Origin of the sequence: Kitasatospora sp. NPDC056184, from assembly GCF_042268405.1 — a bacterium.
GTDB lineage: Bacteria > Actinomycetota > Actinomycetes > Streptomycetales > Streptomycetaceae > Kitasatospora.
Genome location: NZ_JBHJUI010000002.1, coordinates 29,370 through 44,065, shown reverse-complemented (window position 1 = coordinate 44,065; position 14,696 = coordinate 29,370). Strand labels below are relative to the sequence as shown.

Annotated in this window: 11 protein-coding genes; 4 read left to right on the top strand and 7 right to left on the bottom strand. The window is 74.4% G+C overall.

Features of this window, described 5'->3' with window-relative positions; genetic code table 11:
* The first annotated feature begins 89 nt into the window (after positions 1-89).
* Together ACFC0B_RS05265 and ACFC0B_RS05260 are read left to right on the top strand one after the other, a co-directional pair.
* Complete coding sequence (locus tag ACFC0B_RS05265) at positions 90-473, top strand: VOC family protein (RefSeq protein ID WP_376082497.1); 384 nt, start codon at positions 90-92, stop codon at positions 471-473.
* Positions 474-857: 384 nt separating this feature from the next.
* The gene (locus tag ACFC0B_RS05260) at positions 858-2,897 is read left to right on the top strand and encodes a PIG-L family deacetylase (protein WP_376082495.1); all 2,040 of its coding nucleotides are present in this window, start codon (positions 858-860) and stop codon (positions 2,895-2,897) included.
* 46 nt (positions 2,898-2,943) lie between these two features.
* Here ACFC0B_RS05260 and ACFC0B_RS05255 read toward each other — a convergent pair whose 3' ends face one another.
* Positions 2,944-3,480, bottom strand: coding sequence for a MarR family winged helix-turn-helix transcriptional regulator (locus tag ACFC0B_RS05255; protein WP_376082492.1), 537 nt, complete (start codon positions 3,478-3,480; stop codon positions 2,944-2,946).
* A gap of 132 nt (positions 3,481-3,612) precedes the next feature.
* Between ACFC0B_RS05255 and ACFC0B_RS05250 the strand changes: the two genes are divergently transcribed.
* Positions 3,613-4,023, top strand: coding sequence for an organic hydroperoxide resistance protein (locus ACFC0B_RS05250; RefSeq protein WP_376082489.1), 411 nt, complete (start codon positions 3,613-3,615; stop codon positions 4,021-4,023).
* An 85-nt stretch (positions 4,024-4,108) separates the two neighbouring features.
* Here the strand turns inward: ACFC0B_RS05250 and ACFC0B_RS05245 are convergent, their stop codons facing one another.
* Complete coding sequence (locus tag ACFC0B_RS05245) at positions 4,109-4,525, bottom strand: SHOCT domain-containing protein (protein WP_376082487.1); 417 nt, start codon at positions 4,523-4,525, stop codon at positions 4,109-4,111.
* A 205-nt stretch (positions 4,526-4,730) separates the two neighbouring features.
* On the opposite strand from ACFC0B_RS05245, the gene ACFC0B_RS05240 reads away from it, so the two are divergent.
* Positions 4,731-5,102 carry a hypothetical protein gene (locus ACFC0B_RS05240; protein WP_376082484.1) on the top strand — a complete coding sequence of 124 codons (372 nt, stop codon included), beginning with the start codon at positions 4,731-4,733 and terminating at the stop codon, positions 5,100-5,102.
* Positions 5,103-5,167: 65 nt separating this feature from the next.
* Here the strand turns inward: ACFC0B_RS05240 and ACFC0B_RS05235 are convergent, their stop codons facing one another.
* The 5 genes from ACFC0B_RS05235 to ACFC0B_RS05215 all read right to left on the bottom strand — a co-directional run bounded on the left by ACFC0B_RS05235 (position 5,168) and on the right by ACFC0B_RS05215 (position 14,577).
* Positions 5,168-5,854, bottom strand: coding sequence for a beta-glucanase (locus ACFC0B_RS05235; protein WP_376082481.1), 687 nt, complete (start codon positions 5,852-5,854; stop codon positions 5,168-5,170).
* Between the two features lie 171 nt (positions 5,855-6,025).
* Positions 6,026-6,751 (bottom strand): CBS domain-containing protein, encoded by a 726-nt coding sequence (locus ACFC0B_RS05230; protein WP_376082478.1) that lies wholly within the window; start codon positions 6,749-6,751, stop codon positions 6,026-6,028.
* A 356-nt stretch (positions 6,752-7,107) separates the two neighbouring features.
* Entirely contained in the window at positions 7,108-7,962 is an 855-nt protein-coding gene (locus tag ACFC0B_RS05225; protein ID WP_376082475.1) for an alpha/beta fold hydrolase, read from the bottom strand.
* Between the two features lie 115 nt (positions 7,963-8,077).
* Positions 8,078-9,556 (bottom strand): hypothetical protein, encoded by a 1,479-nt coding sequence (locus tag ACFC0B_RS05220; RefSeq protein ID WP_376082473.1) that lies wholly within the window; start codon positions 9,554-9,556, stop codon positions 8,078-8,080.
* A complete protein-coding gene (locus ACFC0B_RS05215; RefSeq protein ID WP_376082470.1) occupies positions 9,553-14,577 on the bottom strand; it encodes a hypothetical protein in 5,025 nt (1,674 codons plus the stop codon). The genes ACFC0B_RS05220 and ACFC0B_RS05215 overlap by 4 nt, the downstream gene beginning before the upstream one ends.
* Between the last annotated feature and the right edge of the window lie 119 nt (positions 14,578-14,696).

Sequence of the window (14,696 nt, the reverse complement as noted above, 5' to 3'; positions counted from 1 at the left end):
CCGGCCACCCCGCGAGCACCCGGCGGCCGTCCGGCGTGGCCGACGGCGGTCCGGCGTACCTACGCTGGAAGGACGAGGAGGCGATCAGCATGCTTGGAGACGCACCCCTGGTGGCGATCATCCCTGCCGCCGACCTGGCCCGGGCAAGGTCCTACTACACCGACACCCTCGGCCTCAAGCTCACCGACGCCGGTCCGGAGGGCGACCTGACCTTCGAGTGCGGCGGCACCGAGTTCGGCATCTACGAGACACCCAGCGGCGGCCAGGCCGCCCACACCCTGGCCAGTTTCAAGGTCCCCGACCTGGACGCGGAGATGACCGCCCTGCGCGGGAAGGGCGTCGTGTTCGAGGAGTACGACCTGCCCGGGCTGAAGACCGTCGGCGGCGTCGCGGAGGCCGAGGGCATGCGCGCCGCCTGGTTCAAGGACAGCGAGGGCAACATCCTCTGCCTGAACGAGCGGACTTCCGGCTGACGGCCGCCGACCGCGACACCTGAGCGCCCGGCCGGGTCGGATCCGGCCGGGCGTCGGCATGCCCGCCGTCCAACCGCCGCGGGGACCCCTGCCGCCGAACGTCGCGGAGGCGCCGCCCGGGTTGTCCGCACACGAATTCCCCATCCCCGGAAACCCGCCGCCGAATGCCCGACTTGCCCGCATATCGATGGAAATTCCCACTAAGCGGCGCTTTGCCGACAAAGGGCGATTCATGAGGCGACGTCCGACCCGCACCCCCGACGATCGGCGGGGTTTGCCGAGGGGGGATTTGACGCCGGCCGATCGCCCCGGGGATAGTCCATTCCGGGCCGACCGGGCGATACCACCGATCTCCTGCTCGGGGGCGAGGAGACCGGGGGTGCGATGCGATTTCCGAAGGCCGTGGGGACCGTGCTGGTGGCCGCCCTCAGCACGCCCCAGGCACCGGCCGGCGCCGCCCCGGCGGAGCTCGTGGAGCCTGCCGCCGCCGTCGCACCCGCCGTCGCGGGCGACGAATCCTTCCTGCAGATCGTCGCGCACCAGGACGACGACATCCTCTTCATGAACCCGGACCTGAACCGGCAGTACGCGGCCCCGTCCGTCACCGTCTACCTGACCGGCGGCGAGACGACGGACCCCCGGTTCACCAGCCCGTGCGCCTACTCGGAGAGCCGGGACGCCGGGGCCCGGGCCGCGCACGCCCGCCTGGCCGGGGTGGCCGAGCCCACCTGGAACACCGCCGCGGTACGGCTGACCAGCGGAAAGATCGTCCAACTGGACACCTTGGACCAAGCACCGCAGATCCAGCTGGTCTTCCTCAGGCTGCACGACGGCGGCGACACCAACTACCCCGCCGGCGGCGGCCGGGCCACCCTGGACACCCTCTTCGCCGAGGGCCCGGGCGGGCCCTCCCACCAGGCGACCCTCGGCAGCCTGCCCGCGGACGGGGCGTGCGACCTCGCGTACGCGCACCAGAGTTACACCCACGACGAACTCGTCGCGACGCTGACCGAACTGATGGAACGGTTCCGCCCGACGGTGCTGCTCACCCAGGACCCGCGGGTGCCGAAGGGCTACGACCGCAATCCGCTCAATCCCGCCGACCACACCGACCACATCGCCGCCGCGCGATTCGCCGGAAAGGCCGCGCTCGGTTATCACGGACCGGACGGGAGCGGCCGGGTGATTCTCCGGAACTACCGCGACTACAACGTCCGGATGGACCCGCCGAATCTGCCCGCCAGTACCGCGAAGGAGAAGAAGAAGACCTTTCTCGCCTATCTCGGGCCGAAGCGCCCCTCGGGCGGCAGCGGATATTCCGGCAAGTACGACCCCCAGCCGAATCCGGACGAGGCGAATTTCTACGCGGACTTCCCGTCCCGGCAGTATCCGCGCTGGTCGAACGGCACCGCCTGGGCGGCCCAGGACGGCACCGGCGCCCTGAACGCCTTCGCGGTGCTCGACAGCCAGGTGCAGGCCTGGCGCGAGTCCGAGCCGGGCGGCGACTGGGGCGCGCCGGTGCCCGTCCCCGGCGGCGAGGGCCTCGCGGCCGCGCTCGGCGTGGTGCGGGACGCCGCCGGGCTGATCCACCTGTTCGGCATCCGGCTGAGCGACGACCGGGTCGTCACCGTCGCCCAGAGCTCGCCGGACAGCTGGGGCGAGTGGACGGTGCTCGGCAACCCCGACCCCGCCACCCCCGGGTTCATCGGCAGCCCCGTCCCGGTCCTCGGCGGCGACGGCCGGCTGACCGTGTTCGTCCGCAACGCCGGCGGCGGGGTCAGCGCGCTGGGCCAGCTGCCGGACGGCGGGTGGCCGGCCACCTGGGCCGACCTCGGAGGAACCCGGGTCCGGGACGGTCTGGCCGCCGCGCTCACCGCCGACGGCCGGATCGAGCTGTTCGCACCGACCAGGGAGGGCATCGGGCACTGGCGGCAGTCGGCGCCCGGCGGCCCCTTCACCCGGGACACCGCCTTCCTCGGTCCGGCCCCGGCCGGACCGATCACCGTGGGCCGCGCCGCCGACGGCCGGCTGGAGCTCTTCTTCCACCAGGCCGGCACCGGCCAGGTCGTCACCCGCTACGTGCGGCCGAACGGTTCCTGGACCACCACGCCCGAGTCGCTGGGCGGCCCGAGCGGCCTGGAGGGCGTCGCCGCGGCGACCGGGAGCGACGGCCGGACGACCGTGGCCATCCGCAACGGCGCCGGCGGAATCAGCGTGGCGTCGCTGTCCGCGGCCGCCCGGGGCTTCAACGCGCAGTGGTCCGACCTCGGCCGGCTGATCGTCGGCGCGCCGACCGTGGCACTCGACGCCGCGGGCCGCCGCGTCGTCCTGGCACTCGGGCCGGACGCCGTCCTGCGCACGGCGCGGCAGATCGACCCGGCAGCCGACAGCCCCTTCGGCGGCTGGCAGCCGGCCGGGGGCTGACCCCGGCCCCGGCCACAACCCGCGGCGCCCGCGCCGACGGGTCCCGTCACTCCTCCGCGGCGAGCCCCGGGACGGCGGTGTCGAGCGCGAGGGTGAGCCGGTCGAGCAGCGCGCGCAGGGCGGTGAGCTCCTCGACGGGCAGGCCGGTGGCGGCGAGCAGGCGACGCGGCACCCGGCCGGCCCGCTCGCGCAGGGCGGCACCCTCGCCGGTGAGCGCGACGGTGACCGAGCGCTCGTCCTCGGCGCTGCGCTCGCGGCGCACCAGACCGGCCGCCTCCAGCCGCTTGAGGAGCGGCGAGAGGGTGCCCGAGTCGAGCCGCAGGTACCCGCCGATCCGCTTGACCGGCAGCTCGCCGTGCTCCCAGAGGACGAGCATCACCAGGTACTGCGGGTAGGTCAGGCCGAGGTCCTTGAGCAGCACCCGGTAGACGCCCCCGAAGGCGCGGGAGGCGGCATTCAGCGAGAAGCAGATCTGCCGGTCCAGACGGAGCAGATCGGCGTCGTCGGGCAGGTCCGGCAGGTCCGGCAGGTCTGGCAGGTCTGGCAGGTCTGGCAGGTCTGGCAGATCAGTCAGCTCGGTCATGGATCCATGGTAGCGACGTCGCATACGCGATTGAGTTGTGCGCAATTGAATTGCGTGCTCTACTTGTCCCGGCAGGCGGCCCTCCCGGACCGCCGGACCGAGACTTCGTACGCAGGACGGAAGGGAACGGACATGGACGCGCTCTACACCGCGGTCGCCACCGCCAACGGCCGGGAGGGCCGCGCCGTCAGCTCCGACGGGCAGCTCGACCTCGCCCTGGCGATGCCGCCCGGCCTCGGCGGCAGCGGCCAGGGCACCAACCCGGAGCAGCTGTTCGCGGCCGGCTACTCCGCCTGCTTCGCCAGCGCGCTCGGCCTGGTCGGCCGGCAGGCGAAGGTGGACACCGGCGACATCTCGGTGACCGCCGAGGTGTCCATCGGCCGCGACGGCGAGGCCTTCGGCCTGTCGGTGGTGCTGCGGGTCGAGCTGCCCGAGGCGCTGGCCGGCGAGACCGGCGAGCTGCTGGTCAAGAAGGCGCACGAGGTGTGCCCCTACTCCCGCGCCACCCGCGGCAACATCCCGGTCGAGCTCGTCGTCGAGTAGCCGACTCCTCGGCAACGTCGAGCGGTCGGCAGACCGGTCATCACCGGGGCCCGTCGCGCGGGGACGCGCGGCGGGCCCCTCCGCGTCAGCCGCCGGGCCCCTCGGGCGGATACGGCGGCGGCGCGGGCGGAGGCGGGGCTGGGGGCGGAGGCGAGGGCGGGGGCTCACCGGACGCCGGTCCGCCGCCCGGGGAACGCAGGACGTCCAGGCGGTGCCGGTACTCCTCGGCGTCGATCTCACCGCGCGCGAACCGCTCCGCGAGCACCTGCTCGGGCAACGGCACCGGCGGCGCCCCGTCCGCCGGCCCCACCGGACCCTGCGGACCCGGCGGACGGACGGCCCACGCCGCCTTGGACGGCGGGCCGGCCGCCCGCGACTGCCGGATCAGGACCACCACGACGGCCACCAGCGCCAGCAGGACCAGCAGCAGCCCCAACGCCATCAGGCCCAGGCCCCAGCCCCCGAACCCATGGCCGTAACCATGGCCGTTCCAGTGCGTCATCACGACCTCCTCACCACCCCGTCCTGCGGGCGGCGGCCGTGACGGCCGACCCGTACCGGGGCGATCGGCGCCTCACCACCATCGTGCGCCCGCGCCCGTCGGAGCGGCGTGAGGAACCGGGCGCACGGAACCGGGCATGCGGAACCGGGCATGCGAAACCCCCGCACCCGGCCCCGCCCGCGCCCGGCCGGGTAGCGTTCGCCCCATGAACCACCACCCGCCGGCCGACGACCGCGAGCGCCTCGTCGCGGCCGGGGTGCTGCTCCGTTACCAGGACCACCGCCCCCATCCCGCCCTCGGCCTCTCCCCCATCGCCTACGTCTCGACGGCGCTCTGGTTCGAGCTCACCGCGCTGGCCATCTCCCCCGACGCCGCGGCGGCGACCGCGCACGCGCTGCTGGGGGCCATCGCCGCCGAGGCGGTGGACGCCGCGCTCGCGCCCGGCAACGAGGCCGCGCCGCGCGACGACCTCTACGTGACGCACCCCGCCTACATCGGCCCGTACCGGCGGGTGGTCTGGTTCCAGCGCTCGGGGCCGCGCCGTCTGATCACGGCGACGTTCGCCCCCGAGCGCTGATCACGAACGCCGATCACGAACACCGGTCACGGGCGCTGCTCGGACGCGCTGCTCGGACGCACCGATCAGCCGCGCCGCGGCGATCCGCCGTCGCCCGGTGCACCGCGCTCGACCCGCAGGCTGTGGCAGGTCCAGCCGAGCCGGTCCGGCCCGAAGGCCGGCGGGCGGGCGTGGTAGGTGCCGTCCGAGACCGACAGGTTGACGATCAGATAGGCGTGCCAGTCGGCGCCCACGCCCCGGCGGTCGGCGTGGATGAGGGTGTCGTCGACGAACCAGTCCACCGAGTGCGCGCCGAGGACGGTCCGCAGGCCGAAGGTCGCGCCGGGGGCTATCCCGGCCTCGGCCCCGTGCCAGTACCGGTAGCCGCCCCGGACGTGGTTGGAGATCTCCAGCAGGTCCGGGTTGTCGGGGTGGTACTCGAACACGTCGATCTCGTTGCCGCCGTCCCGCCACGTCCAGATCGCCGGCCAGGCGCCCAGTTCGACGGGCAGGGTGACCTCGGCACTCAGGGTGTCGCCGGTGCGCACCTGGAAGCCCTCCGGGCTGCCCTCGGTGGTGAGCAGGTTGCACGTCCACAGGTCCCCGCCGAGCCGCCGGGTCGCAGTGAACAGGCCGTCGGGGCAGTAGGCGCGGCTGAGGAAGTCGAGTTTGTGGTCGCCCCGGTTGGTCGGCCCCATCCGGGGATAGGAGCTGCTGCGCCCCGCGACCCACTGGCTGGTCGATGTGAAATCCGCGTCGAACACGACGGCCACGGCTGCCTCCCCGGACCCGGCGTCGCGGCGGCCCGCTACCACCGCACACGCTGGGTGAGATACCCGGTACGCAGCGCGATATTCGAAGCGGACGCCCCGGGTCCAGCGGAGTCACCGCGCGAACGGCGCGGCCACGGCGCGCGCGCAGGCCAGGCACGCGGGCGCGCGGGGTCAGCCGATGGGCGCAGGCGTACCGCTCCCCTGCGCGCCGCCGTCGTGCGCGCCCCCCGATCCCGCCGGGCGCCCCCCGGAGCCGTCCCCGAAGCCCGCGGGGCCCGCGCCGCCGAAGCTGTCGGCGCTCAGCCGGTCGGTCACCGACACCACGCCGTCGACCGAGCGGCAGAGGCTCAGCACGATCGGGACGAGGTGCGGCTCGGGCACGGTGCCGCTGAGCACCACCCGCCCTTGGTCGACCTCGACGCCCACCTCGGCGGGGCTGACGCCCTCGATCCGGCCGAGCACCTCCTCCACGATCTCGCGGCGGATCACCCGGTCCTCGCGCAGGAAGACCCGCAGCAGGTCGCCCCGGCTGACCATGGCGAACACCCGGCCGTCCTCGTCCAGCACCGGCAGCCGCTTCACACCGTGCCGGCTCATCAGCCGGGCCGCCACGACCACGCTGGCGTCCGGGGTGACACAGACCGCCGGTCCGGTCATCAGATCGGCAGCCGTGACCGCGCCGTCCGGGCCGGTCCGGGGAAGGGCAGGCGGCGGCATGTGACTCCCCGCGTCCTCCTGGGCGGCCAGGGTGAGCAGCAGGTCGGCCTCCGAGACGATGCCGAGCGGCCGGCCCTCGCCGTCCACCACCGGAACCCCGGTGATGTCGTACTCGGCCAAGAGCGCGACGATCTCCCGGAAACCGGTCTCGGGAGCGACCCGGACCACTGGGCTGGTCATCACTGATTCGACGGTGGCATGCCGCACGCCGGTTCACCTCGTCCGAAGGCGCCGTCCGACCGGACCCCTGCTCGTCCGATCGGCTGTACCAGGAGCATCTCCCCCGACCGGGCGATCCGCCAGGGGCCAAGGGGCTGAATCGACGGGACCAAGGACCTCTCCCGCCCAACGCCGCTCCGACACCGACGGCTCCGCCGAGCCCGCGCCGCGCCCGCCGACCGGGGCGGCTCCGTTGCGCCGGACGGGCGACACCCGGCCGCCGCCGGGGGCCGCGGTGACGGCCGTGGACGACGGCCGGACCCGCCCCCCGGTAGGGACCGGGTACCGGCGGCGCGGTGGAAGCGCTCGCCGACGGCCTACCGCGAGCGCCGGCCGAGCGCGAGCATCGCCTCGGCGAGCGCGCCGACCGCCGCGCCGGGGATCGCGGTGGCGGCCTCGTCGAGGACGAGCAGCCGCGCCCCGGGGATCTCGCGCGCGAGCGCTTCGCCGTTGCCGACCGGGAAGAACGGGTCACGGCGGCCGTGGACGACGAGCGCGGGGACCGCGATCTCCGGCAGGCGCTCCCGCCAGCGGGGTGCGCAGTCGAGCCTGGAGAACACCATGCCCAGCTGGTTGGCCAGCTGGACCGGGGCCGCGGTGCCGGGCGTGCGGTCCCAGATGCGCGCGGCGGTCGCGTGCGCGGCGGCCGGGTCGTCGCCGCGGATCTCCGCACCGGCGGCGGCGAACTCCGCGACCGCCTCACGGTCGGCCCAGTCGGGCATCTGTCGCGCGAACAGCCGGCCCATCGTCGCCCGGTCGTGGTCGGGGAGGTCGTCGTCCGGCGGGCCCGGGGCGACCGCGCGGGTGCCGACCAGGGTGAGCGCCGAGAACGCGCCCGGATGGTCGAGCACGGCCAGCTGGGCGACCATCCCGCCGACACCGATCCCCGCGAGGTGGGCGGGTGCCCCGCCGAGCGCTTCGGCGAGGGCCGCCGCATCGGCGGCGAGGTCGCGCAGGGTGTAGGCGGGCGCCTGCGGATCCCCCGTCGTCGACTCCCCGCTGTCGCGCAGGTCGTAGCGCACCACCCGGCGCCCGCCGGCGGCGAGGCGCTCGCAGAGCGCGTCGGGCCAGGAGAGCATCGTCGTCCCGCCCGCGAGCAGGACGAGGGGCGCGGAGTCGTCACCGAACGACTCGATGCCCAGGGTGACCCCCTGGACGTTGACAGTGGTCATCGGGTCACCGGAAGTCCTCGTGGGCCGGGTGCGTCGCGGTCGACGCCGATCGTACGCTCCGCCGCACCGGCGCGGTGCCCCGGCCGGCGTCCGGCCTCCGATGCGTGATCGCGGTCTACGGGCTGAGTTTGGTGATGAGCTGGTCGAGGGTCTTTCCGGGCAGGTGTCGGCGGTGGGAGAGCTCGTTCCTCGCGTTGCGCAGGGTGAGCAGGGTCGAGGTCTGCCCGGTGGTGAAGACGAGGTGGCCGTTGGTCTTCGCCGAGTACAGCCGGCCGAGTTCGAGGGCCTGGAGCCGTTCGTCGGCGCCGGCGGGCCGAAGGTTGGCGCCGTCGCCGCCGTCGGCGCCGTACATGGCGAGCAGTTGTTGCGGGGGGCAGGTCGAGGTGGGCAGGACTTCGGTGACCAGCGCGTCGCGGGCGTCATCGATGAGCGGCAGGAGGGTGCGGCTCTGCGCGACCCACAGGAGCTTGTTCAGCTCGGTGTCGCCAGTGGCGGTGCACAGCGCGGCCGGGTGGACGCGCAGGTGGCCTTCCCAGGCCTCGATCGTGCCGTTGTTCCAGCGCGGGCGCAGGGCATCGGGGGGCTGGTGGGCGAGCGCGCCGGTGCGGTGGGCCGGGTCCCGTTGGGCGGGGAGCGTCGGCGGGCCGGCGGCGCAGACGGCGGTGAGGGCGGCTCGGAGCGATTCGGGCTGTCCGTGCCAGTGGGCGGCGAGGGCTGCGGCGAGGTCGAGGTAGGGGCCGCAGACCTCCACGATGCAGGCTTGGGTGACGGATTCGCCGATGCGGGTGCGGCCGGTGTCGCGGTGCGTGGCCGTGCGGACGGACAGAGGCCGGTTGACGGCCGTGACGGAGGCGGTGTCGAGGCGGCCGAGTGCTCCCCACCACCAGTGGACGGCCACGTCCGCGCGGACCAGGTCGTCGGGCGCGGTGGCGGGCAGGCGGTCGGTGGTGGCGACGACGAGGAGCTTGGGGCGCTGTTCGGGTGGCAGGCCGAGGGCCTTGGCGGTGGCCGGCAGGCGCAGCAGCAGGCGGGTGAGGGCGTCGGGGTCGTCGTGCTCGCCGGCGTTGAGGATGTAGGTGCAGCCATCGGCGTGGTCGGCGGCCAGGCGCTGGTAGACGTCAGCCGGGTCGCCGTCGGCGGGCCGCGCGGGCAGGAGGCTCTCGAGTCTGGCTTCGAGGCCGTTGAGAGGGTCGGATGCGGGGCGGGGCCGGGGCAGGGGTGGCGCGGGTGCGGAGGATAAGGCCGCGTCGCTCCCGAAGGCGGCGGTCATCGCGTCGACGAGGAAGGTGTCGTCGATGTCGGCGAGGATCGGCGGCTGTCCGGACCACAGCGGCTCGGGGTCGTCCTCCCCGGCCTCCCCGGACCGGGGCGCGGGCAGGGCATCGGGCGGGGGGATGCGCCTGTGAGGGGTGCGCACGCCGAGGACGGCCCGCAGCAGGTCCTCGCCGTGGACGGTCGCGTGGGCCGGCAGCATCACGACGCAGGAGTGGCCGGCGGCGAGGTCCTCCGCGACGCGCCGGGTCCAGTGGCGGACGCCGGGCAGCGCGGTCAGGTCCTGGTCGGCGGCGGCGGTCAGGGGGCCGGTGGTGGTCATTCACCGTCCGTGATGGTGGCGAGGGCGCGGAACGTGACGGGGTCGAGGGAGATGCCGTGCGGGCCCTCGTCGATGACGCCGAGGTCGGTCAGCCGTGCGACCAGGTCGAGGATCCGGCTCTCGGGGACGCCGATGATGTCGGCGATCCGCGCGGGGGTGTCGGGCTCGGGCTCGTCGAGGAGCTGGGTCCAGCCGGTCAGGAGGTGGGCGAGGTGGGAGTCGAGGCCGATCCGCCGCAGGTGGGCGCGGCCCCATTCGGGGGTCTCGGTCATCGACCGGAACTTCGCCAAGGCGGTCTCCAGAGGAGTTCCGGACCGGGTGACCTGGTGGACGATCACCTCGACGAGGCTCGGCCAGCCGCCGGTGGCCTCGACGAGCTGCCGTCGCTGCAGGGGGGTGTCGAACGGGCATTCCGGCCATGCCCGCAGGCTGTCCGCGCTCCAGCGCTCCGGCCGGATCGCGTTGCCGATGGCGTCGCTGCGGCCGTGGACGCCGGCCGGGTCGACCAGCAGGACGGCGCGGCGGGCGCCCGCACCGGGTCCCTCCGAACCCGTGCCGGCTCCCACGCCCAGGAGGGCGAGGGCCTCGGTCAGCTGATCCTGGCCGCAGCCGCGCAGGTCGGCCAGGATCAGCTGGTCGGCCGGCAGCGGGGCCGCGGTGAGCTGCTTCAGGGCCGGACCGTTCGAGCGGACCACGACGGTGTTCCGCGCGGCGGCGTAGGCTTCCACGGCGCTCGTCAGGAGGTCGGGCTCGAAGGCGTCGGTCACGCAGACGGCGCTGACGCCCGGACCGGTGACGGCGAGCAGCTGCTCCTCCGTCAGGGGGCTGAAGCGCTGGATTCCGGTGGAGCCCTGGCCGACCATGCGGCGCGAGAAGCGCGGGTTGTACTCGTAGGGCAGGCGGAACTCGGACTCGGTGAGTTCGAGTTCGAGGGCCTCGGGGGTACCGAGCATGCTGACCACGTTGGGGCTGCGCACCGCGTAGGACGGGTCGTCACCGGGCTGCCGCACCAGCAGGCCCAGTCCGACCATCTCCTGCAGGTAGATCTGCATCTGGCCGACCGTCATCTCCCGGAAGCCCTCCGCCCAGCGCTCCCGCGCCTCCTGGAGGAGCTCGGCGGGGCCGTAGCTGTCGCGGTAGCCGTCCTCCAGGCTGCGCAGGGCGATCACCAGGGCGAGGACCCGGTAGCGGTCCTCCAGGTTGATCGTGATCCGCATGCGGTCGGCGATCCGGGCCCGCACGTGCGCGGAGGCGCTGACGCTCCGCAGGTCGGCCTCGGTCACCACCACCGGCCAGGTGGCCCCCGCCGCGGGCGTCGAGCGCAGCGCGGACACGAGCTGGTCGCAGAAGATCTGCACCAGGGAGGCGATGAAGTTCGTCGCCGCCAGCACCCGCCACACCAACTCCGGGCGCTCGAAGACGAAGCCCAGGGCGGCCATCGGCTCGACCACCAGGCGCTGCGCCTCGGCCGGGCTGAGCGGGCCGACGAGGACGTCGGGGCCGCCGTGGGCCAGGGGCACGTTGGACAGGTGGCTGAAGCGCTGGACCTGGTGAAGGCCCGCGAAGACCACCTTGAAGCGGCGCTCCTTGCTCTCCATGAGCCGCTTGAGGCGCAGGACGTTGGGGAAGGTGACCTCGCCGCCGCGGCCGTGGACGGAGCGGGCGTCCGCGGTCAGGAAGGCGTCGGACTCGTCGAGGAGGACCAGCAGCCGCCTCTCGGTGTTGCCGGCGAGCCAGTTCTCGATATGGCCGACCACCGTCTCGGGCGAGTCGTCGGGGCGCCTGGCCTTGTCCGGCAGCACGCCGATTCGGCGCAGTTCCCTGGCGAGTACGGGCCAGATCCGTTCGGCGGGTTCGGCCTGGCCCACACCGTGGGCGTTGAGGTCCAGGTAGACGGCGCGGTTGTGCTCGGTGGGGTAGGTCGCCTCGACGCGGCGCAGCAGCGCGGACTTCCCCAGCTGGCGGCCGCCGTAGAGGAACAGGCTGCCGGAGGGGTCGACGACCTGGGTCATCTCGTCGCGGCGGCCGTAGAAGACCTCCGGCGGCACGAGGCCGGCGACGAAGGGCGTGTAGGTGTTGAACGCGCTCCAGGGCAGGGTGACGCGCTGGGTGGCGCGGAAGCTGCGGGGGTAGCGGGCGGCGATCCAGCCGATGACGGCCGGGTCGACGACGAGGGCCTGGCGCATGCCGGTGCGGGCGCGGGCGACCAGGGCGCGGCGCGCGGCGAGGTCCATCGGGTGGAGGTAGAGGATGAGGGTGGCGGTGCGGTCGGTCTCGTCGAGCAGGTCCAGGACGCTGCGCCCGACCTGCCGGTCGGCGACGATGACGATGTTGTAGCGGCCCTGGGCGTGCGAGCCGAGCGAGGCGACGTAGCCGGGGCGGGACTCGATGACCTGGGCGCGCAGGGTGGCGCGGATCTGTCCGACCGCGCCGCCGGCGTGGGCGAGGGCGGCCGGCCCGGCCTCCAGGCCGAGCAGGCGCAGCACCCGGGGCAGGTGGCGCTGCCATTCCTGGTTGCGGACCGAGGAGTCGCACAGCGCGTCCCACGCCTCCAGCGCGGGCCCCACGGTCTCGGTGAGCTCGTTGCGGTCGGCGTAGTGGAGTGCCCACGGACGGGCGCTGTAGCCCTGCTGGAGGCGCCCGTTCTCGGCTTCGAGGCCCAGCCCGGTGGAGAACGCGGTCAGGTCGGCCCCCCAGTCCACCGTGCCCCAGTCGGGCAGCGGCTCCCCGTGCTTGATCAGCGCCAGGTACTCCTCCGCGGTGGCGGTGTCGTGCAGCTCCAGCAGCTTGTCCACCTCCGCGCGCGTGGCCTCGTCGAGGTCGAGCGCGGCGAACTCTTCGCGGAGCTTGACGGCGTAGGCACGCACCGCGGTGTGCATCCGCTCGTTGAGCGCGCCGATCTCCTCGATCGCCGGCCGGTACGCCCCGGCCGGACGGGGCCGTTCCAGGCGTTCGAGCTCGCCGCTGAGTTCGCGCTCGGTGGCGGGGTCCAGGCTGCGCTGGATGCGCAGTTCGGCCAGCAGCCCGGATGCGGCGGCGTGGTGGGTCCGCATGCGCGCGCTCCACTCGGTGTGGGCGGCGTCGATGGCCGTGGTGAGGTCGGGCATGGGCTCGTCGGCACGCGCCGAGGGCACGGCGTCCTGCAGGACGGCGGCGGTCAGGGCTTCGGCGAGGTGGACGTCGCCGAGGGCGCAGTGGGCCAGGCCCGCGCTGTGGGCGTCGGCCTGTTCGAGCAGGGGGAGCAGGGCGGAGGCGAAGTCGGCCGCGTCGGGGGCGGGGCTTCCGTCCGCGTGACGCGCCAGGCCCGTGAGGGCGAGCAGGGGCCGGCTGTCGGGCCGGTAGTCGCGAAGGTCTTCGGGGAAGCCGTTCGCCCGGGCGCCGAACTGGTGCTCACGTACGGGGGCGTCGCCGCGCAGCCAGCGGCACAGCAGTTCCAGCAGTGCGCCCTCCACGCCGGGCAGGGGCTGGGCGGCCGCGGCGGTGGCGAGTGCGGAGCGCAGGGTCGCGGCGATGTCGGGCCGCGTGCCGGCCTGGGACGCGGCGATGTTGCGGGCCTGTTCGAGGAGGTCGCTGACACCGGTGATCGCCCGCAGCAGCGACCGGCGGGCCTTGGCCTCAATGGGCTCGCGAGCCTGCTTCGGGTTGCGCACGAGCAGATCGGCGTCGGTGATCAGCCGGTCGGGGTCCAGCCAAGGTATCAGGTCGGCGACGGCGTCGAGGTCGCCGGAGGTTGCCCTGCCGTCCGCCCAGTCCGCGATCACCTGCAGCGTCCGGCCCAGCGGCTGGTCGGCGGCCGCGAGGCGGGTGAGCACCTGGGTGGCGCGCTCGTAGCTGGTGCGGCGCCGGGGCAGATCGGTGATCAGCTCGTGGGCCTGGGCACTGATCTGCTCCCGTGTCACGCCCGGACTCGTGTGGACGAGCCAGCCCGGAGCGGGGCTGACCCGCTGGCAGTGCCGTACGGTGTGAACCGCGGCGTCGACGAACGCGGACCAGTCCTCGGGCAGCCCTGCGGCGTAGTCGGCCTGGTTGAGGATCTCGTTGGGCCAGCCGGCCGTCAGCCCGGCCCGCAGCGATGCCACCACGGCGGCGACCTGCGCGCTCCGGTCGTCGCGGAAGTCGCTCGCGGTGCGGTTGAAGGCGGACAGCACCGCCGTACCGGCCGGCTCGTTGGTGCAGGTGAACGCCGCTTCGACGAAGGCCATGGTCTCGGCCCGCAGGTCCGTCTCGTCGGATCCCCGCGTGAACCAGTACGCCTCGGCCAGGCGCCCCTGCGCGATCAGCCCGGCCACGGGGCCCGCGACGGCTTCGGTGCCCGACCACGGCAGGACGGCGGGCACGGCGTTCTCGACGCGGTGCTCCGGCGCCGTGTCCTCCGCCGGGGGCTGCCCGCCCGTCGCGCTCCCGCTCTCCCCGGCGGCCGGGCCGTCCGCGAACGGGGTACCGGCCGCGGTGGCCTGCGGGCTGTCCGCCGTACCGGAGAGCCCGCCGTCGGACGAGCCGTCCTCCACTCCCCCGGCGCCGGGCCCGGCCTCGTGCTGGTGCGCTGCGTCCGCAGCGCCTTCCGCGGCCGCCCCCCGCGCGGCCTGGGCCGGCACGGCACCCAGCGAGGCCAGCTGGGCGAGGTAGCCGTCACGGACCATCGAGAGGGCGACCCTGGCCTCCGCATCGTCCTCGGAGGCCAGCAGGGCGTCGTACTTCGCGACGCGTCCACGCAGGTCCTCGACCCGCGCCTGGCGGCTCCTCGCCTCCCGCTCCGCGGTACGGACGAGCCCCTGCAGGCGCTCAAGGTCGTCGAACGTCCACCGCGCCGACTCCTCGACAGCGCCTCCGGCAGCCTCCGCCAAGCGCGCTGCCAGCCTGTCCCGGGACGTGCTGTACGCGCTGACGGGCCCGTCCAGGTCCTCCGCGACCGGCAGACCGGAGTCCACCCCGTCGGCGGTGGCGCGCAGGACGGCAGCGAGGGAGGTGGCCGCCTGCCGGAGCGATTCAAGATCAGTGGCGAGGTCCTCCACGCTGTGCACGATCACCCTTCCGTACGCATGTTGATCAGCAGTCAGGCCTGTTGGCCGCACCCGTCTTCGCCCGGCCCGCGCCGCGGTGCCAGGTGCCCTGTGCCGGTCCGCGCACGCTAGCAGCTTCC